Genomic DNA, 25,154 nt, shown 5'->3' on the forward strand with positions numbered 1-25,154 from the left:
ATCAGCGCGGCCGCGGTGCCTGCAGTACCCGAAAGCAGGCCTGCGCCACCTGGGACGGCGAGACCAGCTGGATATCGACCTGCCCCGAGTCCGGATACACGGCCTCCGTGTAGGGTCGCGCCCAGAACCATTCGGGGTTGGCTTCATTGAACACCCCGACATAAGGCACGCAGGCCCCCTGCCCGATATGCGACGGCCCGCAATCGTTGGCCACGATCAGCCGCGCGTCCAGCATCAGCGCCGCCAGCTCCGCCACCGAGCGGCCGCTGACCAGTTCGAAGTCCGGCCGGTTGAGCGCCTGCAAGGCCGCCTGCTCGACAGTTTCCGCCGGGCCCAGCACGAAGCTGAAACGGGTCTGGGGGCCAAGCCGGGCCTTGAGCAGGTCGGCCAGCGCCACGAAGTTGGCCACTCCCCAGCGCTTGAATTCGCCATCGCCGCCACCGGGGATCATCACGATATCCGCTGGCGGCGACGGCTGCTGCGCCAGGGTCGCGATGCGCTCGAAGCAGGCGCGCGCCGCAGCTTCCGGCTGCACTGGCCGGTAGGTGCCAAGCATCAACAGATTGGCCAGCCCGATGTATTCATTGATGTCCTTGCGCCAGGCGTGCGACCAGGCAAAATCGAGCATGCGGCCATTCTGGAAACCCAGGCGCACCTTGGGCCTGCGCAGCAGGCTGATAATGCCGTAGCGTTCACTGCTGTGGTGCAAATACACCGCCATGTCGGCTCGCCAGGGCATGGCCCTGGCGGCGTCAAGCAGGCTTTCGGCCTGGACGTACTCGTCTACCCAGGGCAGCGCCAGATAATATCCCGACACCGCGTGCTGTCCGACTACCCGCAGCGTGGCTTGCGGCCACCATTGTTTTAATTGATATAGCGCGGGAAACGAGACGATCTGGTCGCCAAACTTGGCCCGGCTGCGAATATAGACAACGACGTCTTCCATAGGCACCGTATTAATTTCCGGTAATGGAAATCCGGATGGTGCGCGATTCTAGCCCAAGGGCGGCAGGGTAATTCTAGGGAATTATGAACAAATGGTTAGATTTTTTTCAGCCATCGACGCGCCGCCCCTGTCTGCTGGATCGTTTTCGAGGCCTGCCCCCCCCAAAAGCAAAACCCCAGTGAGGGATGCTCACTGGGGTTTTGGGGGATAAGAGCCTGACGATGACCTACTTTCACACACGGATGTGCACTATCATCGGCGCGAAGGCGTTTCACTGTCCTGTTCGGGATGGGAAGGAGTGGGACCACCTTGCTATGGTCGTCAGGCGTAGCGGGTTGGGCGCAGGCCTGTGGCCGGCGCCCCAATTCGGAAGAAGCACATCGCGCCCGGGATGGGGCGAGGGTTATGAAGTTTGTTTGAACGGCACTTGAATGCTACGCGCTCATACCAGGTCTATAAAACCCGCAGAGTTATAGGATCAAGCCGCACGGGCAATTAGTATCGGTTAGCTCAACGCATTACTGCGCTTCCACACCCGACCTATCAACGTTCTGGTCTCGAACGACCCTTCAGGGGGGTCAAGCCCCCGGGATACCTAATCTTCAGACGAGTTTCCCGCTTAGATGCCTTCAGCGGTTATCTCTTCCGTACTTAGCTACCCGGCAATGCCATTGGCATGACAACCGGTACACCAGAGGTACGTCCACTCCGGTCCTCTCGTACTAGGAGCAGGCTCCGTCAAGTATCCAACGCCCACGGCAGATAGGGACCAAACTGTCTCACGACGTTTTAAACCCAGCTCACGTACCTCTTTAAATGGCGAACAGCCATACCCTTGGGACCGGCTACAGCCCCAGGATGAGATGAGCCGACATCGAGGTGCCAAACACCGCCGTCGATATGAACTCTTGGGCGGTATCAGCCTGTTATCCCCAGAGTACCTTTTATCCGTTGAGCGATGGCCCTTCCATTCAGAACCACCGGATCACTATGTCCTGCTTTCGCACCTGTTCGACTTGTCAGTCTCACAGTCAAGCACGCTTATGCCATTGCACTATCAGCACGATTTCCGACCGTACCTAGCGTACCTTCGAACTCCTCCGTTACGCTTTGGGAGGAGACCGCCCCAGTCAAACTGCCTACCATGCACTGTCCCCGATCCGGATAACGGACCAAGGTTAGAACCGCAAACAAACCAGGGTGGTATTTCAAGGACGGCTCCACCGAATCTGGCGACTCGGTTTCTGCGCCTCCCACCTATCCTACACAGGCCGGTTCACAGTCCAATGCAAAGCTACAGTAAAGGTTCATGGGGTCTTTCCGTCTAGCCGCGGGTAGATTGCATCATCACAAACACTTCAACTTCGCTGAGTCTCAGGAGGAGACAGTGTGGCCATCGTTACGCCATTCGTGCAGGTCGGAACTTACCCGACAAGGAATTTCGCTACCTTAGGACCGTTATAGTTACGGCCGCCGTTTACCGGGGCTTCGATCAAGAGCTTGCACCCCATCACTTAACCTTCCGGCACCGGGCAGGCGTCACACCCTATACGTCGACTTTCGTCTTGGCAGAGTGCTGTGTTTTTAATAAACAGTCGCAGCCACCGATTCTCTGCGACCCCATCGAGCTTGGCGCGCAGGCGCCTCACCCTACCGGGGTATACCTTCTCCCGAAGTTACGGTATCAATTTGCCGAGTTCCTTCTCCTGAGTTCTCTCAAGCGCCTTGGAATATTCATCCCGTCCACCTGTGTCGGTTTGCGGTACGGTCTCGTACAGCTGAAGCTTAGAGGCTTTTCTTGGAACCACTTCCAATCACTTCGATCCACATGGGATCTCGTGCCACACCCTTGAATTACGCGCCCGGATTTGCCTAAAGCGCCTTCTCCAATGCAGCAACAGGGACATCCAACACCCTGATGACCTTCCGCGATCCGTCCCCCCATCGCACTGTACGACGGTGCGGGAATATTAACCCGCTTCCCATCAGCTACGCATCTCTGCCTCGCCTTAGGGGCCGACTCACCCTGCGCCGATGAACGTTGCGCAGGAAACCTTGGACTTACGGCGAGGGGGCTTTTCACCCCCTTTATCGCTACTCATGTCAGCATTCGCACTTCTGATACCTCCAGCAGCCTTTACAAGCCACCTTCGCAGGCTTACAGAACGCTCTCCTACCGCGTGTACAAAGTACACACCCGCAGCTTCGGTTTATCGCTTGAGCCCCGTTACATCTTCCGCGCAGGACGACTCGATCAGTGAGCTATTACGCTTTCTTTAAAGGATGGCTGCTTCTAAGCCAACCTCCTGACTGTCTATGCCTTCCCACTTCGTTTCCCACTTAGCGATAATTTGGGACCTTAGCTGGCGGTCTGGGTTGTTTCCCTCTTGAGTCCGGACGTTAGCACCCGGTGCTCTGTCTCCCAAGCTGGACTTGCGGGTATTCGGAGTTTGCCATGGTTTGGTAAGTCGCCATGACCCCCTAGCCATAACAGTGCTCTACCCCCCGCAGTCATACTTGAGGCACTACCTAAATAGTTTTCGGAGAGAACCAGCTATTTCCAGATTTGTTTAGCCTTTCACCCCTATCCACAGCTCATCCCCTAGTTTTTCAACACTAGTGGGTTCGGTCCTCCAGCACGTGTTACCGTGCCTTCAACCTGGCCATGGGTAGATCATCTGGTTTCGGGTCTACACCCAGCGACTGATTCGCCCTGTTCGGACTCGCTTTCGCTACGCCTTCCCTATCCGGTTAAGCTCGCCACTGAATGTAAGTCGCTGACCCATTATACAAAAGGTACGCCGTCACCCCATTAAGAGGCTCCGACTGTTTGTATGCATACGGTTTCAGGATCTATTTCACTCCCCTTCCGGGGTTCTTTTCGCCTTTCCCTCACGGTACTGGTTCACTATCGGTCGATCACGAGTATTTAGCCTTGGAGGATGGTCCCCCCATCTTCAGACAGGATTTCACGTGTCCCGCCCTACTTCTCTTACGCCTAGTTCCACCAGCCAGATTTCGTCTACAGGGCTATCACCTGCTACGGCCGGGCTTTCCATCCCGTTCGACTATCTGATTGGCTAAATCGTAAAGGCTACTCCGATTTCGCTCGCCACTACTTTCGGAATCTCGGTTGATGTCTGTTCCTCGAGCTACTGAGATGTTTCAGTTCACCCGGTTCGCCTCCACTGGCCTATGTATTCAGCCAGGGATACCGCTTGCGCGGTGGGTTTCCCCATTCGGACATCTGCGGATCAAAGCTTGTTTGCCAGCTCCCCGCAGCTTTTCGCAGGCTACCACGTCCTTCTTCGCCTGTGATCGCCAAGGCATCCACCATATGCACTTAGTCGCTTGATCCTATAACACTACCGTCTTATAGGACGCTGATATGTTTCGCGTTTGTGCCGTTCATAAGTTTCAAAGCTATCCCGATCCAACTGCGACCGGAATCTTGAGACTTGGAACTAAATCTATGCAATCACAACCCGTGCTCATTTTCATCGGCTCGCGCCAACTACTACATGAACACACTTTCGTTGTGCTTCTTCCTAATTGTTAAAGAACGATGTATAGCTTGCATTGGGCAAAACCCAACGCACAGGGCCGACTCGCAACCCTGGGCGTTGAACTCTAGCGCGTGGTGGAGGTGAACGGGATCGAACCGATGACATCCTGCTTGCAAAGCAGGCGCTCTCCCAGCTGAGCTACACCCCCGTATCCCCTCATCCGCGACCACTACCGGCCGCCGCCACAGGAAATACCTGGTGGGTCTGGTTGGATTCGAACCAACGACCCCCGCCTTATCAAGACGGTGCTCTAACCGACTGAGCTACAGACCCAAAAACCCTCTTCGGATCAGCAGTCAGGGTCGCGGCCCAGGGAGGACTCCCCCATCACCCAACGCCCGCAACCGATCCCGGCTACACATGTCAACAACCGATAAGCGTGGACGCTTAATAGTCCGCACTTCAAGCTCTTAAAGGAGGTGATCCAGCCGCACCTTCCGATACGGCTACCTTGTTACGACTTCACCCCAGTCATGAATCCTACCGTGGTAATCGCCCCCCTTGCGGTTAGGCTAACTACTTCTGGTAAAACCCACTCCCATGGTGTGACGGGCGGTGTGTACAAGACCCGGGAACGTATTCACCGCGACATGCTGATCCGCGATTACTAGCGATTCCGACTTCACGCAGTCGAGTTGCAGACTGCGATCCGGACTACGATCGGGTTTCTGGGATTGGCTCCCCCTCGCGGGTTGGCTGCCCTCTGTCCCGACCATTGTATGACGTGTGAAGCCCTACCCATAAGGGCCATGAGGACTTGACGTCATCCCCACCTTCCTCCGGTTTGTCACCGGCAGTCTCATTAGAGTGCCCTTTCGTAGCAACTAATGACAAGGGTTGCGCTCGTTGCGGGACTTAACCCAACATCTCACGACACGAGCTGACGACAGCCATGCAGCACCTGTGTTCCGGTTCTCTTGCGAGCACTGCCAAATCTCTTCGGCATTCCAGACATGTCAAGGGTAGGTAAGGTTTTTCGCGTTGCATCGAATTAATCCACATCATCCACCGCTTGTGCGGGTCCCCGTCAATTCCTTTGAGTTTTAATCTTGCGACCGTACTCCCCAGGCGGTCAACTTCACGCGTTAGCTGCGCTACCAAGGGCCGAAGCCCCCAACAGCTAGTTGACATCGTTTAGGGCGTGGACTACCAGGGTATCTAATCCTGTTTGCTCCCCACGCTTTCGTGCATGAGCGTCAGTGTTATCCCAGGAGGCTGCCTTCGCCATCGGTGTTCCTCCGCATCTCTACGCATTTCACTGCTACACGCGGAATTCCACCTCCCTCTGACACACTCTAGCCCGGTAGTTAAAAATGCAGTTCCAAGGTTAAGCCCTGGGATTTCACATCTTTCTTTCCGAACCGCCTGCGCACGCTTTACGCCCAGTAATTCCGATTAACGCTTGCACCCTACGTATTACCGCGGCTGCTGGCACGTAGTTAGCCGGTGCTTATTCTGCAGGTACCGTCAGTTGCCCCAGGTATTAGCCAGGGCCGTTTCTTTCCTGCCAAAAGTGCTTTACAACCCGAAGGCCTTCATCGCACACGCGGGATGGCTGGATCAGGGTTGCCCCCATTGTCCAAAATTCCCCACTGCTGCCTCCCGTAGGAGTCTGGGCCGTGTCTCAGTCCCAGTGTGGCTGGTCGTCCTCTCAAACCAGCTACGGATCGTCGCCTTGGTAGGCCTTTACCCCACCAACTAGCTAATCCGATATCGGCCGCTCCAATAGTGCGAGGCCCGAAGGTCCCCCGCTTTCCCCCATGGGGCGTATGCGGTATTAGCTACGCTTTCGCGTAGTTATCCCCCGCTACTGGGCACGTTCCGATACATTACTCACCCGTTCGCCACTCGCCGCCAGACCGAAGTCCGCGCTGCCGTTCGACTTGCATGTGTAAAGCATCCCGCTAGCGTTCAATCTGAGCCAGGATCAAACTCTTCAGTTCAATCTCTGTAGTTCGCGCACCGCTACCGAAGCAGCGGCACTTTGCTCAAAGGAAGTGAGGTTCGATGAATATCTTTGACATATTCAAGGTTCTTCACTTCGATGTGAGCACTTGGTTCTCTTTGGCCTGGCAAGCCCGGCTTACGCCAGACTCGCCTCGCGCGGCCCACCAAGCGCCCACACTTATCGGTTGTTTCGTTGTTAAAGAACAGGTACCGCTCACTGCCCGCCAGCTGCATCGCAACCGGCCTGCTGTCTCAGCAGCACAGAAACGAGATTATGAGGCCTTTTTTAAAACCTGTCAAATCGATCGATGCCTGATTTGCCGCTTCCCGCTGCCCCGCCGAAACCACCGGCCGAACCGCGAAAAGGCGAGACTATACACGAATTTCCAGCCGCCTGCTAAACATCCGATACGACGCATGCGAGTAGCCCTACAGGCAGCGCAACGCTTGCCACGTGTCTGTCACCGTTTACTATTCGATCTGGACCACGACGCCCTATTCTCAGGCTATGACTGAAGACATCCTGATCAACATTACTCCCTTCGAAACGCGGGTCGCCCTGGTTGAACAGGGCGCGGTCCAGGAGCTGCACGTCGAGCGCAGCATCCAGCGCGGCCATGTCGGCAACATCTACCTGGGGCGCGTGGTGCGGGTGCTGCCCGGCATGCAGAGCGCCTTCATCGATATCGGCCTGGAACGGGCCGCTTTCATTCATATTGCCGATTTGCGCGAGAACCGCAGCGAGCGCAGCCAGGGCCTGACGCCGACGGCCATCGAGAAGCTGCTGTTCGAGGGCCAGACGCTGATGGTGCAAGTGATCAAGGATCCACTGGGCACCAAGGGGGCCCGGCTGTCGACCCAGATCAGCATCGCGGGACGCATGCTGGTCTACCTGCCGCATGACCCGCATATCGGCATCTCGCAGAAGATCGATTCCGAGGCCGAGCGTATCCAGCTGCGCGAGCGGCTGCAGGCGCTGATCCCGCCGGACGAAAAAGGCGGGCTGATCGTGCGCACGCAGGCCGAGGGCGCCACCGACGAGGAACTGGGCGCCGACCTGGAATACCTGCGCAAGCTGTGGAGCCGCGTCCAGGCCGGCGCCCGCAACCAGCCGGCCCCCGCCCTGCTGCACCAGGACCTGACGCTCGCGCAGCGCGTGCTGCGCGACATGGTGGGCCCGAACACCGGCGTGATCCAGGTCGATTCCCGCACCACCACGGCGGCGCTGAAAGAGTGGGCGCGCGTCTACACCCCCTCGGTGGCCGAGCGCATCCAGCACTACAGCGGCGAGCGCCCGCTGTTCGACACCGCCAACGTGGACGAGGAAATTGCGCGCGCGCTATCGCGCCGCGTGGACCTGAAGTCGGGCGGCTACCTGATCATCGACCAGACGGAAGCCTTGACCACGGTGGACGTCAATACCGGCGGGTTCGTCGGCGGGCGCAATTTCGACGACACCATCTTCAAGACCAACCTGGAGGCCGCGCAAGCGATCGCGCGGCAGTTGCGGCTGCGCAACCTGGGCGGCATTGTGATCCTGGACTTCATCGACATGGAAGACCTGGAGCACCGCGAGACGGTCCTGGCCGAACTGAAGAAGGCGCTGGCGCGCGACCGCACCCGCATGACCGTCAACGGCTTCACGCAGCTGGGCCTGGTGGAGATGACCCGCAAGCGCACCCGCGATTCGCTGGCGCACCAGTTGTGCGAGCCTTGCCCGATGTGCGAGGCGCGCGGCAATGTGCGCACCGCGCGCACCGTATGCTATGAGATCCTGCGCGAGATCCTGCGCGAGGCGCGCCAGTTCAACCCGCGCGAATTCCGCATCCTGGCGTCGCAGAATGTGGTGGACTTGTTCCTGGAGGAAGAAAGCCAGCATCTGGCGATGCTGGGCGACTTCGTCGGCAAGCCGGTGTCGCTGGAGGTGGAAACCGCTTATTCGCAGGAACAGTACGACATCATCCTGACCTGACCTGCGCGACCGGCGCTATCTGGGCTCGGAGCCCGGCGACTGCCCGTGCCCGGCCTGCTTGTGGGCCGCCAGGCGCCGGCCGACGGCGACCACCACGAAGGCCCCGGCCATTTCGGCCAGCAGCTTGGCGGCGGTGCTGGGCGGACCGAGCCGCTCGACAAAATAGACATCGGTGACCAGCATGCCGCCGGCGATCCAGCCGAGCAGGCCGGCCCCGAACGCGACCAGCAGCGGGAACCGGTCCATCAGCCTGAGCACCAGCGTGCTGCCCCAGATGATCACGGGCACGCTGACCAGCAGGCCGAATATCACGTAGAAGATCTGGTGTTCCGCATGGGTGTTCTCGGCCGCGCCCGCGATGGCGATGACGTTGTCCAGGCTCATGGCGAAGTCCGCCACGATGATGGTCCTGACCGCCTTGAGCACGGATGTGGTGCTCTGGATCTCGCCATGGCCGTCGTCTTCCGGAACCATCAGCCGGATGCCGACCCATAGCAGCAGCAGGCAGCCGATAATCTTCAGGAACGGGACGTCCAGCAGGACCAGCGCGAAGCTGATGAGGATGACCCGCAGCAGCACTGCCCCCGCCGTTCCCCACAGGATGCCCGCCCATCGCCTGCCGGGCGCCAGCCCCCTGCAGGCCAGGGCGATGACCACGGCATTGTCGCCACCGAGGAGTATGTCGATCAGGATGATCTGGAAGACGGCGCCCCAATGGAGCGTCTCGAAGAACTCGAGCATCTGCGTGATCCGTGACGGCGGGGGCTTTCAGCGCAGCCCGACAGCAGATGCGCGGCGAAGTCCTCAGGGGCTGGAAGATGCGTCCATTCTATTTAAGTTTTCCGTCAGCCATCGAATTCCGCTGCTGCCACCAGGGGAGTTGACGCATCAAGCAACGGCCCCGCGCGGACGGGGCGCGTCAGTCTTCGCGGAACTGCATGTTGTAGAGCGTGGCATACAGGCCCTGGGCGGCCAGCAGGTCGGCGTGCGACCCTTGCTCGACAATCTGGCCGCCGTCCAGCACGATGATGCGGTCGGCGTTCTGGACGGTGGACAGCCGGTGCGCGATGACCAGGGTGGTGCGCCCGCGCATGAGGCGCTCGAGCGACGCCTGCACCTGGCGTTCGGATTCGTTGTCGAGCGCGGAAGTCGCTTCGTCGAGGATCAGGATGGGCGCGTTCTTGATGAGCGCCCGCGCGATGGCCAGGCGCTGCCGCTGGCCGCCGGACAGGCGCGCGGCGTTCTCGCCCACCGGCGTGTGCATGCCTTGCGGCAGGCCTTCGACGAAGTCGAGCAGGTTGGCGGCCGCGAGCGCGTCGCGCACCTGTTCTTCGCTGGCCTGGCCCAGCGCGCCGTAGCCCACGTTGGCCGCGATGCTGTCGTCGAACAAGACGACATCCTGGCTGACCAGCGACAGGTGCGAGCGCAGGCTGCGCAGGCTGAGCTCGTCAATAGGGACGTCGTCGACCAGGATGCTGCCGGAATCCGGCAGGACGAAGCGCGGCAGCATGTTGACCAGCGTGGTCTTGCCGCTGCCCGAGCGCCCGACCAGCGCCACCGTCTGGCCCGGTTCGACCTGGAACGAGACCGCGCTGACGGTATCGCGGTCGGCGTCATGAAAGCGGTGCGTGACCTGGCGGAACTCGATCTTGCCACGCACGGGCTCGGACAGTGTGCGCGTGCCGGCATCGGCTTCCGGCGCCTGGTCCACCAGCGTAAAGACGCTTTCGGCGGCGACCAGCATCTTCTGCATCTTGCCCGCCAGGTTGGTCAGGCGCTTGATGGGGTCGAAGATCTGCGCCAGGGCGGCCATGAACGAAGCGAAACTGCCCACTGTCAGGGTGCCGTTGTTGGCCTGGCCGAGGGCGACCGCGATGATGGCCGCCACCGAGATCGAGATGCAGACCTGGGTGAGCGGAGTCATGGCGGCATCGGCCGTGGCGGTGCGCATGGCGAAGCGGCGCAGCCGCGCATTGACGAAAGAGAAGCGGCTGCGTTCGGCCTCATAGCCGTCGAACAGCTTGATGACCCGCTGGCCGTCGATGCCCTCGCCCACCACCCGGGTCAGCTCGGCGTTCATGTTGACCGTCTCGCGGTTGATGCGGCGCAGCCGGCGGATGAACACGCGGGCGATCAGCACCGAGACCGGCAGCATGATCAGGATGATCAGCGTGAGCATCCACGACATGTACAGCAGCACGCAGATCAGGGCCACCACGACCAGGGTCTCGCGCACCAGCACGGTGATCACGTCGGTGGCGTAGCCCGTGACGTTGCCGGCATCGATGGTGAAGCGGTTGAGCAGCCGGCCGGTGTCGCCACGCTTGAAATCGGCGTCGGGCAGGCCCAGCAGGCGCTCGAACATGTCGCGGCGGATGCCGAGCAGTACGTTGTTGGCGACCCAGGCCAGGAGATAATCGCTGAAGAAATTGCAGACCCCGCGCAGGAAGATCAGGCCGACGACTGCCAGGGGAATGGCCCACACATAGTACGGCTTGGCGCCCGAAAAACCCTCGTCCAGCAGCGGCTTCATGATGACGGCCAGCGTAGGCTGGGTGGCGGCCGCGCCGGCCATCAGCAGGATGGCCAGCAGCAGGCCTTTCCAGTAGGAACCCACGCGGCTGTAGACGCGCTTCCAGAGTTCGGCCTTGACCGGATGGGAACCGGCGGGTGCTTGGCGTGAGGCGGAATTCAAGGGGCGGCTCGCTTTAATACAATTGTGCCCGGGATTGTACCGTCCGCCTGCCGGAGAACCTGTTGCCCTCGATACCCGAGATTTCCTGTGTGTATGTACGACTGCCCAACTGGGTCGGCGATGTTTGCATGAGCCTGCCCAGCCTGGAACTGCTGCGCGCCACCGGCCTGCCGCTGGTAGTGTGCGCGCGGCCCTGGGCGCGCGACCTGCTGGCCGGCGTCCCGGCGCGCGGCTTCATTCCCATGCGCGGCCGCCTGCTGGACGACCGGCGCGCCGTGCGCGAGCACCAGCGCACGCTGGGCGGCGACGCCGCACGCGCGCGCGGCCTGGCCCTGCCGGATTCGCTGTCCAGCGCCGCCGTCTTCCGCCTGGCGGGCGTGCCCAGCGCCGGCTATCGCGACGACGGCCGCAGCCTGCTGCTGCGCTGGCCCATCGCCAAGCCGGCGGCCGGCCTGCACGCCGTCGAGTCGTGGCACTACCTGACCCGCAGTGCGCTGCAGCGCTGGGGGCTGCCGGCGGGCGACGCCCAGCCCGGGCCGCGCCTGCCCCTGCCTCTCACTCCGGAACACCAGGCCGCGGCCGCTGCGCTGCTGCGTGAAACCGGCCTGGCCGGCCAGCCGTTCGTGCTGATCGCCCCCACCGCGACCGGCCTGCACAAGGGCCGCATCAAAGTATGGCCCGGCTTCGACGCCTTGACGCGGACCCTGCAGGCGCGCGGCCATACCGTGGTAATGTGCCCGCCTCCCGCCGAGGCCGACGAGGCGCGGCGCAATGCGCCGACCGCCCGCTTGCTGCCGCCCCTGCCGCTGGGCGCATTTGCGGCCTTGACCGCGCGCGCCGCGCTGGTGGTGTGCAATGATTCAGGGGTATCGCATGTGGCCGCCGCCGCCGATGCGCTTCAATTGACGCTGTTCGGCGTGACCAGCCCGGGGCGCACCGGGCCCTGGTCGCCGCGCGCGGTCTGCCTCGGGTCGGAGCAAGCCTGGCCCGAGGCCGCCGAAGTCGAGCGCCAGGCGTGCGCCCTGTTGGAATCGGCCCCCTGACCGGATTGTTTACATGACTATTACGCATTACCTGGCCAATCTGATCATCCCCCTGAATCTCTGCGTGACCCTGGTCGTGCTCGGCCTGGTGCTGGGCCTGTTCCGCCTGCGCCGCACAGGCGCCGCCCTGGCAGCGTTCGGGCTGGCCTGGGCGCTGGCCTGGTCGCTGCCGGCGACCTCATTGTGGCTGGGCGGCCGGCTGGAATCGCGCTACCCTCACCTGCCCCCGGACCAACTGCCGACGGCGGACGCCATCGTGGTGCTGGGCGGCAACACCGCCAACGGCCGGGCCAACTGGTTCCTGCCGTACGACAAGGAAACCGCCGTCGTGCGCGTGGACACCGCGCTCAACCTGTACCGCGCCCACCGCGCCCCCAAGGTGGTGCTGTCCGGCGGCGCCCTGGAAGGCGACGTCAGCGAGGCGCGCGGCATGGCCTACCAGATGAAGCAGCAGGGCGTGCCGGAAAGCGCCCTGCTGCTGGAGAATTCCAGCCGCACCACCTACGAGAACGCCACCCTGACCGAAGACGAACTGAAGGAACACGGCTTCGGCAAGATCTTGCTGGTGACCTCGGCCCTGCACATGCCGCGCGCCATGGCGGCTTTCTCCAAGCAGGGGGTGGAGGCCATCCCGGCCTCGACACCGCCGCAGATCGTGCTGCCGCGCGACGGCTCGGTGTCGCCCTGGGTACCGCACATGCGCACCCTGGACGCGAGCCGGTCCATCATCAAGGAATACGCCGGCCTGCTGGTGTATTGGCTGCGCGGCTGGGTCTGAGGCCATGGAACATCCGGGCGCCCTCGCCTGCCGGCCCGGCTGCGGGGCTTGCTGCATCGCCCCGTCGATCACCCGGCCGCTGCCCGGCATGCCCGGCGGCAAGCCCGCCGGCGTGCCCTGCGTACAACTGTTGCCGGACATGCGCTGCGCGGTATTCGGCCATCCGTCGCGGCCGGATTTCTGTGGCGGCCTGCAACCCCAGGCCGACATGTGCGGCAGCGACCGCGCGCAGGCGATCGCCTGGCTGGCGCGGCTGGAGGCCGCGACGGCACCCGGGCGCTGACGCCGCGGCTCAGCCGGCCGCCAGCAGGCCGGGCACGGCCAGCAGGCCGGCCAGCCGGGCGGTGGCGACCTGCTCCGGCGTGACCACGTCGGCCGTCATCAGGAAGTTGGCGGTGCCCAGGCACTCGCCGCGAGCCACCACCGGCACATTGATCACCGAGCGCAGCCCCAGCGCCGCGATGGCGGCGTGATCGTCGAAGGCCTGGCGAATCGCCTCGCTGCCCTGCCCGATGAACAGACGCTGCTCCAGCAGGACCTGCCTGCCCCATTCGGTGCCGGCCTTGCGCTTGGAACCGCCGGGCGGATAGGCGCGCGGGTTGGAACTGTAGAGGCGGACCACCGCCATGGGCCCAGGATCGTAGCGGTTGATGGTGCACAGGCGGTGACCCAGCGCCTGGGCGGCGAAGGCATCAATGGCGCGGAACAAGGCCTGCGGATCATGGTCGGCGCAGCCCTGCGCCAGGGCGTCGATGTGCGGCAAGAGGCCGGCGTAGGCATCTTGCATCATTGCAGCGTGATTCCCAGGTCGCGCACCAGCTTGCCGTACTTGTCGGCATCGCGCGCCAGCGTCTCGGCGAACTCGGCCGGCGTGGTCTGCAGCACTTCGACGCCCATGTCGCCCATCTTCTTGATCACTTCGGGCTTGGCCAGCACCGCATTGATTTCCTTGTTCAGCCGTTCGACCAGGGCGGGATCCATGCCGGCCGGGCCGAACGCGCCATACCAGACGGCCAGCTCATAGCCCGGCAGGGTCTCGGCCACGGTGGGCACATCCGGCAGGAGCGGCGAGCGGCGGCTTTCTGTCACGGCCAGCAGCTTGAGCTTGCCGACCTGGACATGCGGCAGCGTCTGGGTGCCGGCGCTGAACAACACCTGCGTGCGGTCGGCCACAGTGTCCATGACGGCCGGCGCGCCGCCGCGGTACGGCACGTGCAGCATGCGGATGCCGGTGGCCTTCTCGAACAGCGCGGCGCTGAGATGATTGGTCGACCCCGCGCCGGCCGAGGCATAGGCCACCTGGTCGGGCCGGGCCTTGGCGTATTCGATGAACTCGGCCACGCTATCGACCGGCAGCGACGGATTGACCACCATGGTGTTGGTGACCAGGGCCAGTTCGGCGATAGGGGTGAAGTCCTTGACGCCGTCGAACGGCATGTTGGAGTACATGGCCTGGTTCATGGTGTGGGTGCTCATGGAACCGACCAGCAGCGTGTAGCCATCGGGCGCGGCGCGCGCCACCTGGGCCGAGCCGATGTTGCCGGAGGCGCCCGAGCGGTTCTCGACCACCACCGGCTGGCCCAGCGACTGGGTCATGTGCTCCGAGAGCAGGCGCGCCAGGATGTCGGTGGAGCCGCCCGCCGCCCACGGCACGATGATGGTCATGGGTTTCTCCGGCCAGGCGGCCTGGGCCGTCCACGGCAGCAGCGCCGCGGCGGCGAGGGCCAGCGGCCCGAGGAATTTGCGTGCGGAAAAGGTCATGGCGATACCCCCTTGCGTCCTGTGCGGACTGTTGTGTGAAACATGATGGCCGCGCTTCAGCGCCCGACGGCATACCCCTGCATGCCGCGCGGATTGGCGCCAGCCCGCAGCAGCAGGCCGCCCGCGGCGGGTTCGCGCGTGCAGGCGCTGACCCGCCCTTCGGACCAGGCCGGCCCGACCCGCACGTCATGCCCCGCGGCGCGCAGCGCCTCGACCGTCTCGGCCGGGAAGCGCGCTTCGAGCGTCAGGCGGTTGAGCACCGTGGTGCGCGGCCAGAACGAACCGGGAAAGTGGTCGACGTGCCAGGCCGGCGCGTCGATGGCTTCCTGCAGGTTCATGCCGAGGGCGGCATGGCGCAAGAAGAAGGCGACGGTCCATTGATCCTGCTGGTCGCCGCCCGGCGTGCCGAACACCATATAGGGCTCGCCGTCGCGCAGCGCCAGGCCGGGCGACAGCGTGGTGCACGGCCGCTTGCCCGGCTGCAGCGTGCCGGGCAGGCCGTCCTCGAGCCAGGTCATCTGCAGGCGCGTGTTGATGGAGAACCCCAGCTCGGGAATGGCCGGGCTGGACGACAGCCAGCCGCCGGACGGCGTGGCGGCCACCATGTTGCCATGACGGTCGATGACATCGAGGTGGCAGGTGTCGCCGACGAAAATCTCGCGGCGCGCCCATTCCTGCACCGGCGGCAAGGCGGCGAAGGTGGGTTCGCCGACGCCATAGCGCGTGTCGGCGGCCGCCAGGGCGCGCTCGGCCGCGTGCAGGTCGGGCAGCCGGGCGACGCGGCCGCCCGGGTTGCCCGGCTGCAGTTGCGTCGCAGCGGCGGGGCCGATGCTGGCGGCGCGCTGGCGCGCATAGGCGTCATCCAGCAAGGCGGCCAGGGGCACGTCGACGTGGTCCGGATCGCCGTACCAGGCCAGCCGGTCGGCGAAGGCCAGCTTGGCCGCTTCGGCCACGCGGTGCGCGAACGGCGCCGAATCGGCCTGCAAGCCCTCGATGCCCAGATGGCGCAGCATGGCGAGCTGTTGCAGGAAGACCGGCCCCTGCGACCAGGGGCCGCACTTGGCCACGGTATAGCGGCCGTAGTCGACCGTGGCCGGCGCGCCGTAGGCCGGACGCCAATCGGCCAGGTCTTCGCGGCGCAGCAGGCCGGCGTTGCGTTCGCCGCTGCAGTCGCGCACTTGCTGCCCGCGGTAGTAGGCGTCGATGGCCTCGGCCACGAAACCGCGGTACCACGCGTCGTGCGCGGCCTCGATGCGGCCGGCCCGGCCGCCGGAAGCGCCGGCGCAGGCGGCCAGGATGCGCCGGTAGGTGCGCGCGATGGCCGGGGTGCGGAACACGCTGTCCGGATGCGGCACGCGGCCGTCCGGCAGCCAGACGGCGGCCGAGGAAGTCCATTCAGTGCGGAACAGCGACTCGACCGCGGCAATAGCCTGCGAAATGCGCGGCACCAGGGGGAAGCCCTGCTCGGCATAGGCGATGGCGGGCGCCAGCACGTCCTCCAGTTCCCAGGTGCCATAGTCGCGCAGCAGGGCCAGCCAGGCTCCGAAGGCCCCCGGCACGGTTGCGGGCAGGAGCCCGATGCCCGGCACCAGCTCGAAGCCGCGCTGCCGGAAGTAAGCGGTCGTGGCCAGCGCGGGCGCGGGTCCTTGCCCGCACAACTCGCGCATGCGCCGTTCGGACTCGCTCCAGAACAGTATCGGCACCTCGCCACCGGGACCGTTCAAGTGCGGCTCGACGACTTGCAGCACGAAGCCGCCCGCCACCGCCGCGTCGAAGGCGTTGCCGCCGCGCTCCAGCACCCCTATGGCGACCTGGGAGGCCAGCCAGTGGGTAGAGGAGACGACGCCGAAGGTGCCGCGGATTTCCGGGCGAGTCGTGAAGGCGGGCGATATAGACACGGGCTGATCAGCGTAGAAGTGGCGGCCGAAGGCAGAGTATAGAAGTCACGAATAACGAATTCTCTTGTTTTACTCATGACCTTATAACCATTAGGTTATATTGCAAACCCGGCCCGATCCCGCCTTTGTGCTGTGCCTTATGTCCACGCTCGTCCGCCTGACCAGCCGCCTGAAGAGCCGCCACCTGACCCTGCTGCTGGCCGTGGCGCGGCACCGCTCGCTGACCCGGGTCGCGCAGGAAGCCGGCGTGAGCCAGCCGGCCGCCACCAAGACCCTGGCCGAGATCGAGGACATCTTCGGTGGCCCTTTGTTCACGCGTTCGCGCCAGGGCCTGCAGCCCACCCCGCTGGGCCAACTGGCACTGGTGCGGGCCCAGCACATGCTGCAGGACCTGGAACACTGGGCGGACGAAATCGACGCGCTGCGCAGCGGCCACGCGACGCACCTGAACATCGGCGCGGTGCCGTTCGTGTCGGGCCCGCTGCTCACGCGCGCCATTGAATGGCTGGGCAGCCGCCATCGCATCACCGTGACGCTGCAGCGCGCCACCACCGACCATCTGCTGCGGGCGCTGCGCAGCCATGAACTGGACTGCGTGATCGGCCGGGCCTCGGCCATTGCCGGGGCGCGCGACGTCTGGCACGAACTGCTCTACCCGCAACGCCCCGCCTTGATCGCCAACCCCCGCCTGGCGCGCCGCCTGGCACGGCGCCGCCCGGACTGGCGCGAACTGGCGGGGATGAACTGGATCCTGCCATCGCCGGCCACCCCGATCGGCACGATGGTCACCGAACTGTTCGTGCGCGCCCAGGCCCAGCCGCCGGTGCCCATCGTGGAAACCTATTCGCTGGAAGTCATCGAGGGGCTGCTGGCCGGCCACGACGACTTGCTGTCGATCGTGCCGCGCGATATTGCGCTGGAATTGTGCCGGAGCCAGCGTGTGGCGCTGGTGCCGTGGCAGTTCGACTGGGCCTTGCCGCCCATCAGCCTGATCCGGCGGATACGCGACGTGCCGCTGCAGGCGGAAGAGCGCTTCGCCGAGATCCTGCGTGAATTGTGCGTCGCCATGGGCGGCGACTGAGCGCGGCGGCGCGCGCGGACATGCTGCCGCGCCCGGCGACGGGTTGCCTCAGGCAGCCAGCGCGCGCTGATAGACGGCCAGCGTGGCGCGGGTGAACGTGGCGAGGTCGAAGGTATCCACGGCGGCGCGGCGCGCGGCCGCGCCCATGGCCGCGACGCGGTCCGGATCCGCCAGCATGGCGCGCAGCGTCGCGGCGATGGCGGCGACATCGCGCGCCGGCACGATCCAGCCGTCCTCGCCGTCCACGACATTCTCGGGCAGTCCGCCGGCGTCGCTCACGAGGGCCGGCAGGCCCAGCGACATGAGCTCGCGGCAGGCATATGACAAGGCCTCGCGATACGACAGCACGAAGCCGGCGTGGCAACAGGCCAACGCATCGCGCACGTCGTCCAGCAAGCCCGGGAACACCACCTGGTTCTGCATGCCGGCGGCGCGCACGCGCGCCAGCTTGGCCTCGGAGGGCGGATCGCCCGCCACCAGGACCAGGATGCGCTCGCGCTGCCCGGGCGGCAAGCTGCCGGCCGCATCGACCAGGTCGAGCCAGCCCTTGCTGTAGTCGGTGCCGCCGGCGCTGCCCAGCAACAGGCGGCCGCGCCAGCGCGGCCCGAAATAGCGGTCGCGCAAGGCCTCCAGCGCCTGCGGCGCGGGCGGCGCGAAATGATCCGTGTCGATGCCGTGCCGGATCGTGGTGATGGGCAGGCGCCGATACGGCGATTGCTCGAGCAGGCCGCGCACGTAGTCGCTGACGGCGATGACCTGGTCGGTGGCCAGCCGCGCGCGCAGCCAGTGCCCCACCGTGTCCAGCGGATGATCGTTGTGCTTGGTGAATACCACGCGCGGCCGGCGGCGCAGGCCCGCCAGCGCCAGCATCACCTGCTTGTGGTCGCCCGTGCCGTTGACGTGGACGATGTCGTAGCCTTCCTGGACCACCAGCCGGCGCAGCGCCGCCCGCTCGCCAAACCACGAGGCGGGCCGGGTCGAATAGCGCATGTCCACCGCCCGCGCGCCGGGAATGGCGGCGACGTAGCGGAACAGCCGGCTGGTGTCCGGAGTGGCCACGCAGACCTGGTGCGCGCCCGATAGCGCCCGCGCCAGGCTGGTCACGTACGTGGCATGTCCTCCACCGTTGCGCGGATGGAAATTGGTGTAGAGGATCTTCACTTGCGGGCGTCGGAGAGGAAGCTGAGCTTCGCGTAGCGGAAGAAGCTGCCAGCCGCCGCCGTCACCGCCAGCACCAGCCCATGGCGGCCATCCAGGAAGCCGCGGCGGATCAGGTAGATGCGCACGAACGTCCAGAAGCCATGGCCGAGGGCACTGAAGATGGTGGCGCGCTTGCCGCGCGCGTGCATCATGGCGGCGGCATCGGACGAATAGCGATTGATCTTGGCGACCAGCGCATCCAGGTTGGGATACGGGTAATGCTCGAGGTGGCCGCGCAGCCGCAGCGCCTGGCCCTGCGGCACGACGCGCTCGTGCACGGCGGCATCGTTGAAGCGCGCGGTGCCGCGCTTGAACAGCCGCAGCACGTAGTCGGGCCACCAGCCGCTATGGCGGATGAAGCGGCCGCAGAAGTCCGACAGGCGCGCCACTTCGTAGGCATCGGCCTGCGGCGCGGCCAGCACCGCCTGGATCTCGCGCGCCAATTCGGGCGTGACCCGCTCGTCGGCATCGATCGACAGCACCCAGTCGCCCGTGGCCAGGTCCAGCGCGCGATTCTTCTGGGGGCCGAAACCGGGCCAGTCGGGCGTGATTTCGACGCGCGCGCCGAAATCGCGCGCCAGCGCCACGGTATTGTCGGTGCTGCCCGAGTCGACCACGATGAACTCGTCGGCGAAGGCAACGGATTCCAGGCAGCCGACGATGTGGGCGGCTTCGTTCTTGGCGATGATGATGACCGACAGCCTCATGCGCGGTTCCTCAAGCGTTTCTTCCAGCCCTTCCAGGCATGATAGCGCGGCCCCACGACCGGATGGCGCGACAGCCAGATCCGGCGGTTGAGCCAGGACCCGCCCAGGTTGCGCACCGCGAAGCGGTAGATGTGGCCGGGGTCGTTGCCCGGCAGGTTCTGGCCCAGCGCATCGGTGGTATACAGGTGGCGAAAGCCCGCCTCGCGGGCAGCCTGTACGTAGTCGGCATCGAAATAGCCCTGCGGCCAGCAGAGATGGTCGCTGACCTGGCCCAGCTCCTGGACCAGCATGGCGCGCGAATCGGCCAGCTCGCGGGCGATGTGCTCGCGCTTGGCGGCCACGTCGGCGCCGCATTGCTTGTCCCAGCGCGTGTGCGTGTGCGTGTGCGAATGGACCTCGAAGGTGCCGGCCGCCAGCATGGCCTGCACTTCGCTCCAGCGCAACATGACCTCGTCGGTGCGGCCCGCCGCCACCAGTTGCTTGGTCTGGCCATGGTCGGGCGATGCCGGCAGCGGCGCGCCCTGCCCCGCATGCGGCCGCACCGCTCCCTGCCCGGCCCATCCGGTGACGAGGAACAGCACCGCCTTCATGCCATAGCGCTGCAGCACCGGATGCGCGTAGGTCCAGTTGTTGAGGTAACCGTCGTCGAAGGTGATGACCACCGACTTCTCGGGCACCCGGCCGCCGGCCAGGTAGGCGGCCAGCTGCGCCGTGCCGAGCGCGGTGTAGCCGGCGCGGGCCAGGCCGGCGATCTGCTGCTCGAACACCTCGGGCGTGACCGCGATCATGCCGCCCGACGGACTGACATGGTGGTACATCAGTACCGGCACATTGGGTGCGTTGTTCATGAGCGCCGCTCCGCCAGCCATTTGCGATAGATTGCCTCGGTGTTCTCGGCCAGGCGGGCGGGCGAGAAGATGCCCTCGTCCCACACCATGGCGCGCCCGGCCTCGCCCATGCGGCGGCGCAGGGCGGGATCGTCGATCAGGCGCTGCAACGCGGCGGTGAGCGCCGGCTGATCCTTGACCGGCACCAGGATGCCTGTGACGCCGTCGCGCATCATCTCGGGCACCCCGCCGACCTGCGTGCCGATGACGGGCAGCCCGGCCGCCTGGGCCTCGACGTAGACCGTGCCGGAGGCTTCCTGCTGCGTGGCCAGGGCGAAGATGTCGAAACCCGCCAGCAGATTCGGCACGTCGCGCCGGGTGCCCATCAAATGGACGCGGTCTTGCAGGCCGAGCTCCCGCACGTACGCCTGGGTCTGCTCGAACGTGGGCGAGCCGGCGCCCACGAACACCAAGTGCAGGTTGGGCCGCTGCGCCATCAGCGGGCGGATGGCGTCGACCAGGTCCTTGTGGCCCTTGGCGGCGCGCATGACCGCGACGCAGCCGACCACGACATCGTCGTCGGCCAGCCCGAGCTCGCCGCGCAGCGTGGAGTGCTCGACCGGCGGCGGCAGCACCACCGGCGAGTAAAGCGTGGCGGTGTGCCCGGCCGGCACGCCGCGGCTGATCAGGTAGCGGCGCACGTATTCGCTGACCGTGGTGACCCGGTGCGGCAGCCAGGTGTACGACAGCATCGAGCCGACCTTGTTGGCCAGGTGGCGCGTGCGCACGATCAGCGGCGTGCCCGACAGGCGCCCCGCCGTGCCGGCGATGAGCGTGTCGATGCGGCTATGGGTATTGACCACGTCGTAGCGGCCCTCGCGCAGGATGCGGCACACCGCCGGGACACCCTTGAGGTAGTTGCCCAGGCCGCCCATGGGAATGGTATGCACCGTGAAGCCCGCGTCGCGCAGGCGCGGCACCAGTTGGGCCTGCGGCTGGCAGACGGCCTCGAGATGATGGCCGCGCGCCCGCATGGCGTGCATTTCCTTGAAGATGCGGTGTTCCTGGCCGCCGAACGCGACGGCGGCCTCGGTGTGGAGAATGCGCAGGGGCTGCATCAGTAGGTGACCTCCACGCCATCGGGCTTGGCCCAGGCGGCCAGGTTTTCGAGCAGGGCATCGGCCATGCGCACGCGCCACTCTTCGCCCAGGCGCACGGTGCACAGGAAGTTGTCGCGCCGGTAGACGATATCGACGGGTACGCCCGGCACGCCGTTCTCGGGTTCGGCGCGGAACGGGTTGAGCATCTGCCGCAGCCGCGCCGCGTCCGCCTGCCCGTTGAGCTTGACGCGCAACGACTTGGCGCGCGCCTCGCGGGCCAGTTGCAAGTCGTAGAGCTGCTCCGCGACGATGCGCATGCCGCCGGAATAGTCGTCGTTGCTGACCTTGCCCTGCACGATGATGAGCTGGTCCTCGCGCAGGCGCGCGCGGTGTTTTTCGTAGAGTTCGTTGAACACCGAGATCTCGACCTGGGCCGTGCCGTCGTCGAGCACCGCGAACACCATCTTGCCGCGCCGCGTCATCATGGTGCGCACGCCGGCCAGCACCCCGCACATCCATTGCAGGTCGCGCTGCGGCTCGAGGCGGGCCAGGGTCATCGGCACGATGCGACGCACTTCGTCGCGCCAGTGGTCGAACAGGTGGCCGCTGAAGTAGTAGCCCAGCGCGGATTTTTCCTCGGTGAGCTTGGCATGCAGGTTCCAGGGCGCTACCTTGCTGAGCTCGCCGGCCACCACGTCGCCGCTGTCGTCGCCGAACAGCGACACCTGGTTGGCGCTGCGGGCCGCCTGCTCGGCGGCTTCCATGGCGGTGCCCACCGAGGCCAGCATGGCCGCGCGGTTGGGTTCGATGGTATCGAAGGCGCCGGCCTTGATCAGCGCCTCGATGGTGCGGCGGTTGACGGCGTGCTTGTTGACGCGCCGGCAGAAGTCGAACAGGTTCTGGAACGGGCCTTCGGCCTGGCGCGCGCGCAGGATTTCCTCGACCGCGCCCTGCCCCGTTCCCTTGACCGCGCCCAGGCCATAGCGCATGGTGCGCGGCGGCTTGCCCTGGCGGGTGTGCTCGTCGGCCACCGGCTCGAAGCGATAGCCCGACGCGTTGACGTCGGGCGGCAGCACCAGCACGCCGTTGTCCTGCGCATCGCGGCAGAACACCTGCACCTTGTCGGTGTCGTCCATGTCCGAGGACATGGTGGCGGCCAGGAACTCGGTGGGATGGTAGGCCTTGAGCCAGGCAGTCTGGTAGGCGATCAGCGCGTACGCGGCTGAGTGCGACTTGTTGAAGCCGTAGCCGGCGAACTTCTCCATCAGGTCGAACAACTTGATCGCCAGGTTGGGATCGTGGCCTTTTTCCTTGGCGCCCTTCTCGAACAGCTCGCGGTGCTTGGCCATTTCCTCGGGCTTTTTCTTGCCCATGGCGCGACGCAGCAGGTCGGCGCCGCCCAGCGAATAGCCGCCGATGATCTGCGAGATCAGCATCACCTGTTCCTGGTAGACGATGACCCCGTAGGTGCTCTTCAGGGTGGCTTCCAGGTCCGGGTGGAAGTAGTCGACCGTGGCGCGCCCGTGCTTGCGGTTGACGAAGTCGTCGACCATGCCGGATTCGAGCGGCCCCGGACGATACAGGGCCAGCATGGCGATGATGTCTTCGAAGGTGCTGGGCCGCAGCTTCTTCAGCAGTTCTTTCATGCCGCGCGATTCGAGCTGGAACACGGCGGTCGTGTTGGCGTCGCACAGCACCTTGTAGGCCGCCGGGTCATCCAGCGACAGAGCCATGATGTCGAAATCGCGCTTGTTTTCGTTGAACTGGCGCACATAGCGCACGGCCCAGTCCAGGATGGTCAGGTTGCGCAGCCCCAGGAAGTCGAACTTCACCAGGCCGGCGGCCTCGACGTCGTCCTTGTCGAACTGCGAGACGGCGCTGTTTTCCTGGCCCGGCTGGCAATACAGCGGGCAGAAGTCGGTCAGCTTGCCGGGCGCGATCAGCACCCCGCCGGCGTGCATGCCGATATTGCGGGTCAGGCCTTCGAGCGGCCGCGCCAGGTCGACCAGGGCGCGGACCTCTTCCTCTTGTTCGTAGCGGTCCTTGAAGGCCGGCTCGTCCTTGAGCGTGCGGTCGAGCGACCAGGGATCGGCCGGGTTGAACGGAATGAGCTTGGACAGGCCGTCGCAGAACAGGTAGGGCATGTCCAGCACCCGCCCCGCGTCGCGCACCACCGCCTTGGCGCCCAGCGTGCCGAAGGTGGCGATCTGGCTGACGGCCTCGCGGCCGTATTTCATCTTGACGTAGTCGATGACGCGTTCGCGGTTGTCCTGGCAGAAGTCGATGTCGAAGTCGGGCATCGACACGCGCTCCGGATTCAGGAAGCGCTCGAACAGCAGGTCGTAGCGGATCGGGTCGAGATCGGTGATGCCCAGCGCGTACGCGACCAGCGAGCCGGCGCCCGAGCCGCGGCCCGGCCCGACCGGCACGCCGTTGTTCTTGCCCCAGTTGATGAAGTCCTGCACGATCAGGAAGTAGCCGGGAAAGCCCATCTGGATGATGGTCTTGCATTCCCAGCGCAGGCGTTCGTAGTACTGGGCGCGCTTGGACTCGCGCTCGGCCGGATCGGGGAACAGGAACTCCAGCCGCTTTTCCAGGCCTTCTTCGGACAGCTGGACCAGGTAGTCGTCCAGCGAGATGCCGTCCGGCGTGGGGAAGTTGGGCAGGCGCGGCTTGCCCAGCACCAGCGTCAGGTTGCAGCGCTTGGCGATCTCGACCGTATTGGCCAGCGCCGACGGCACGTCGGCGAAGCGCCGCGCCATTTCCTCGCTGCTCTGCAGGTATTGTTCCTTGGTGAAGCGGCGCACCCGGCGCGGGTCGGCCAGGATCTCGCCCTGGGCGATGCAGACGCGCGCCTCATGGGCCTGGAACTCGCTTTCGTCCAGGAACTGCACCGGGTGGGTGGCCACCACCGGCAGGCCGGCCTCGGCCGCCAGCCGCATGGCCGCCTGCGTGTAGGCTTCGTCGCCATCCGCGCCGGCGCGCTGCAGTTCGATATAGAACGCGCCGGGAAACAACTGGCCCCACTGGCGCGCCAGCGACAGCGCGGTGACCGCGTTGCCGGCGTCGAGCGCATGGCCGATGTCGCCGGCCCGGCCGCCCGAAAGCACGATCAGGCCCTGGCGGCCCTGCAGCCATTCGCGGCGGATCTCGGCGCGGCCGCGGCCCTGGTTTTCCAGGAAGGACCGGGTCAGCAGTTCGCACAGGTTGAGGTAGCCTTCATGGTTGCGCACCAGCAGCAGCAGGCGGAACGGCTTGTCGGGGTCGTCGTCGTTGGTGAGCCAGACATCGCAGCCGGCGATCGGCTTCACGCCGGCGCCACGGGCGCCCTTGTAGAACTTGATCAGGCCGAAAATGTTGGAAAGATCGGTCAGCGCCACGGCGGGTTGCCCCAGCTTGGCGACGCGCTTGATCAGGTCGGGGATGCGGACGATGCCATCCACCACCGAGAACTCGGAATGGACGCGCAGGTGGACAAATGCAGGCGTGGTTGTAACGGCTTCGGACATGGCCCGAATTGTACCCAGTCGGCCATCGCGCCGGCGGCTTTTCCGTCGGCCGGCAGGCCTGCGCCCGGCGGCCAGCTATGTAACAATAGCGGTTCCCCTATCCCGGCCCTGGATGGGCCTCCCG

The 25,154-nt window shown here is 65.1% G+C and carries 16 protein-coding genes, 2 tRNA genes and 3 rRNA genes; 5 read left to right on the top strand and 16 right to left on the bottom strand.

What is annotated here, in order from left to right; translation table 11 throughout:
* Position 1: 1 nt before the first annotated feature.
* The 6 genes from ACKTT0_RS23440 to ACKTT0_RS23465 form a co-directional block, all read right to left on the bottom strand.
* A complete protein-coding gene (locus ACKTT0_RS23440) occupies positions 2-946 on the bottom strand; it encodes a glycosyltransferase family 9 protein (RefSeq protein ID WP_407852132.1) in 945 nt (314 codons plus the stop codon).
* Between the two features lie 213 nt (positions 947-1,159).
* A 5S ribosomal RNA gene (rrf, locus tag ACKTT0_RS23445) occupies positions 1,160-1,272 on the bottom strand.
* Positions 1,273-1,420: 148 nt separating this feature from the next.
* Positions 1,421-4,303 (bottom strand): 23S ribosomal RNA (locus tag ACKTT0_RS23450).
* A gap of 281 nt (positions 4,304-4,584) precedes the next feature.
* Positions 4,585-4,660, bottom strand: a tRNA-Ala gene (locus ACKTT0_RS23455).
* Positions 4,661-4,708: 48 nt separating this feature from the next.
* A tRNA-Ile gene (locus tag ACKTT0_RS23460) sits at positions 4,709-4,785 on the bottom strand.
* Positions 4,786-4,924: 139 nt separating this feature from the next.
* Positions 4,925-6,455 (bottom strand): 16S ribosomal RNA (locus tag ACKTT0_RS23465).
* Together the 16S, 23S and 5S rRNA genes with 2 tRNA genes alongside form the textbook arrangement of a ribosomal RNA operon.
* 512 nt (positions 6,456-6,967) lie before the next feature.
* Here ACKTT0_RS23465 and rng point away from each other — a divergent pair.
* Entirely contained in the window at positions 6,968-8,431 is a 1,464-nt protein-coding gene (rng, locus tag ACKTT0_RS23470) for a ribonuclease G (protein ID WP_407852133.1), read from the top strand.
* Positions 8,432-8,446: 15 nt separating this feature from the next.
* On the opposite strand, the gene ACKTT0_RS23475 is transcribed toward rng, so the two are convergent.
* On the bottom strand, positions 8,447-9,172 hold the full coding sequence (locus ACKTT0_RS23475) for a TerC family protein (RefSeq protein ID WP_407852134.1): 726 nt from the start codon (positions 9,170-9,172) through the stop codon (positions 8,447-8,449).
* A 178-nt stretch (positions 9,173-9,350) separates the two neighbouring features.
* On the bottom strand, positions 9,351-11,126 hold the full coding sequence (gene msbA / locus ACKTT0_RS23480) for a lipid A export permease/ATP-binding protein MsbA (RefSeq protein WP_407852135.1): 1,776 nt from the start codon (positions 11,124-11,126) through the stop codon (positions 9,351-9,353).
* A gap of 71 nt (positions 11,127-11,197) precedes the next feature.
* On the opposite strand from msbA, the gene ACKTT0_RS23485 reads away from it, so the two are divergent.
* The 3 genes from ACKTT0_RS23485 to ACKTT0_RS23495 are packed head-to-tail and all read left to right on the top strand — an operon-like array spanning position 11,198 to position 13,230.
* A complete protein-coding gene (locus tag ACKTT0_RS23485) occupies positions 11,198-12,169 on the top strand; it encodes a glycosyltransferase family 9 protein (protein ID WP_407852491.1) in 972 nt (323 codons plus the stop codon).
* Positions 12,170-12,182: 13 nt separating this feature from the next.
* Positions 12,183-12,947 carry a YdcF family protein gene (locus ACKTT0_RS23490; protein WP_407852136.1) on the top strand — a complete coding sequence of 255 codons (765 nt, stop codon included), beginning with the start codon at positions 12,183-12,185 and terminating at the stop codon, positions 12,945-12,947.
* Between the two features lie 4 nt (positions 12,948-12,951).
* Positions 12,952-13,230, top strand: a complete 279-nt coding sequence (locus ACKTT0_RS23495; RefSeq protein ID WP_407852137.1) for a YkgJ family cysteine cluster protein — start codon at positions 12,952-12,954, stop codon at positions 13,228-13,230.
* A 9-nt stretch (positions 13,231-13,239) separates the two neighbouring features.
* Here the strand turns inward: ACKTT0_RS23495 and ACKTT0_RS23500 are convergent, their stop codons facing one another.
* The 3 genes from ACKTT0_RS23500 to ACKTT0_RS23510 are packed head-to-tail and all read right to left on the bottom strand — an operon-like array spanning position 13,240 to position 16,600.
* The gene (locus ACKTT0_RS23500; RefSeq protein WP_407852138.1) at positions 13,240-13,737 is read right to left on the bottom strand and encodes a GAF domain-containing protein; all 498 of its coding nucleotides are present in this window, start codon (positions 13,735-13,737) and stop codon (positions 13,240-13,242) included.
* Complete coding sequence (locus tag ACKTT0_RS23505) at positions 13,734-14,708, bottom strand: Bug family tripartite tricarboxylate transporter substrate binding protein (protein WP_407852139.1); 975 nt, start codon at positions 14,706-14,708, stop codon at positions 13,734-13,736. The genes ACKTT0_RS23500 and ACKTT0_RS23505 overlap by 4 nt, the downstream gene beginning before the upstream one ends.
* A 56-nt stretch (positions 14,709-14,764) precedes the next feature.
* A complete protein-coding gene (locus tag ACKTT0_RS23510; protein ID WP_407852492.1) occupies positions 14,765-16,600 on the bottom strand; it encodes a gamma-glutamyltransferase family protein in 1,836 nt (611 codons plus the stop codon).
* Positions 16,601-16,745: 145 nt separating this feature from the next.
* Here ACKTT0_RS23510 and ACKTT0_RS23515 point away from each other — a divergent pair, with 145 nt between their 5' ends.
* Positions 16,746-17,687 (top strand): LysR substrate-binding domain-containing protein, encoded by a 942-nt coding sequence (locus tag ACKTT0_RS23515; protein ID WP_407852140.1) that lies wholly within the window; start codon positions 16,746-16,748, stop codon positions 17,685-17,687.
* A 48-nt stretch (positions 17,688-17,735) separates the two neighbouring features.
* Here ACKTT0_RS23515 and ACKTT0_RS23520 read toward each other — a convergent pair whose 3' ends face one another.
* The 5 genes from ACKTT0_RS23520 to dnaE are packed head-to-tail and all read right to left on the bottom strand — an operon-like array spanning position 17,736 to position 25,030.
* Complete coding sequence (locus tag ACKTT0_RS23520; protein ID WP_407852141.1) at positions 17,736-18,848, bottom strand: glycosyltransferase; 1,113 nt, start codon at positions 18,846-18,848, stop codon at positions 17,736-17,738.
* On the bottom strand, positions 18,845-19,594 hold the full coding sequence (locus ACKTT0_RS23525; RefSeq protein WP_407852142.1) for a glycosyltransferase family 2 protein: 750 nt from the start codon (positions 19,592-19,594) through the stop codon (positions 18,845-18,847). Before ACKTT0_RS23525 ends, ACKTT0_RS23520 begins: the two co-directional genes overlap by 4 nt.
* Complete coding sequence (locus tag ACKTT0_RS23530) at positions 19,591-20,442, bottom strand: polysaccharide deacetylase family protein (protein ID WP_407852143.1); 852 nt, start codon at positions 20,440-20,442, stop codon at positions 19,591-19,593. The genes ACKTT0_RS23525 and ACKTT0_RS23530 overlap by 4 nt, the downstream gene beginning before the upstream one ends.
* A complete protein-coding gene (locus ACKTT0_RS23535; protein ID WP_407852144.1) occupies positions 20,439-21,539 on the bottom strand; it encodes a glycosyltransferase family 4 protein in 1,101 nt (366 codons plus the stop codon). The genes ACKTT0_RS23530 and ACKTT0_RS23535 overlap by 4 nt, the downstream gene beginning before the upstream one ends.
* On the bottom strand, positions 21,539-25,030 hold the full coding sequence (dnaE, locus tag ACKTT0_RS23540; protein ID WP_407852145.1) for a DNA polymerase III subunit alpha: 3,492 nt from the start codon (positions 25,028-25,030) through the stop codon (positions 21,539-21,541). Before dnaE ends, ACKTT0_RS23535 begins: the two co-directional genes overlap by 1 nt.
* Between the last annotated feature and the right edge of the window lie 124 nt (positions 25,031-25,154).

Source organism: Bordetella saccharivorans (genome assembly GCF_045862855.1).
Lineage (GTDB): Bacteria > Pseudomonadota > Gammaproteobacteria > Burkholderiales > Burkholderiaceae_B > Bordetella_A > Bordetella_A petrii_F.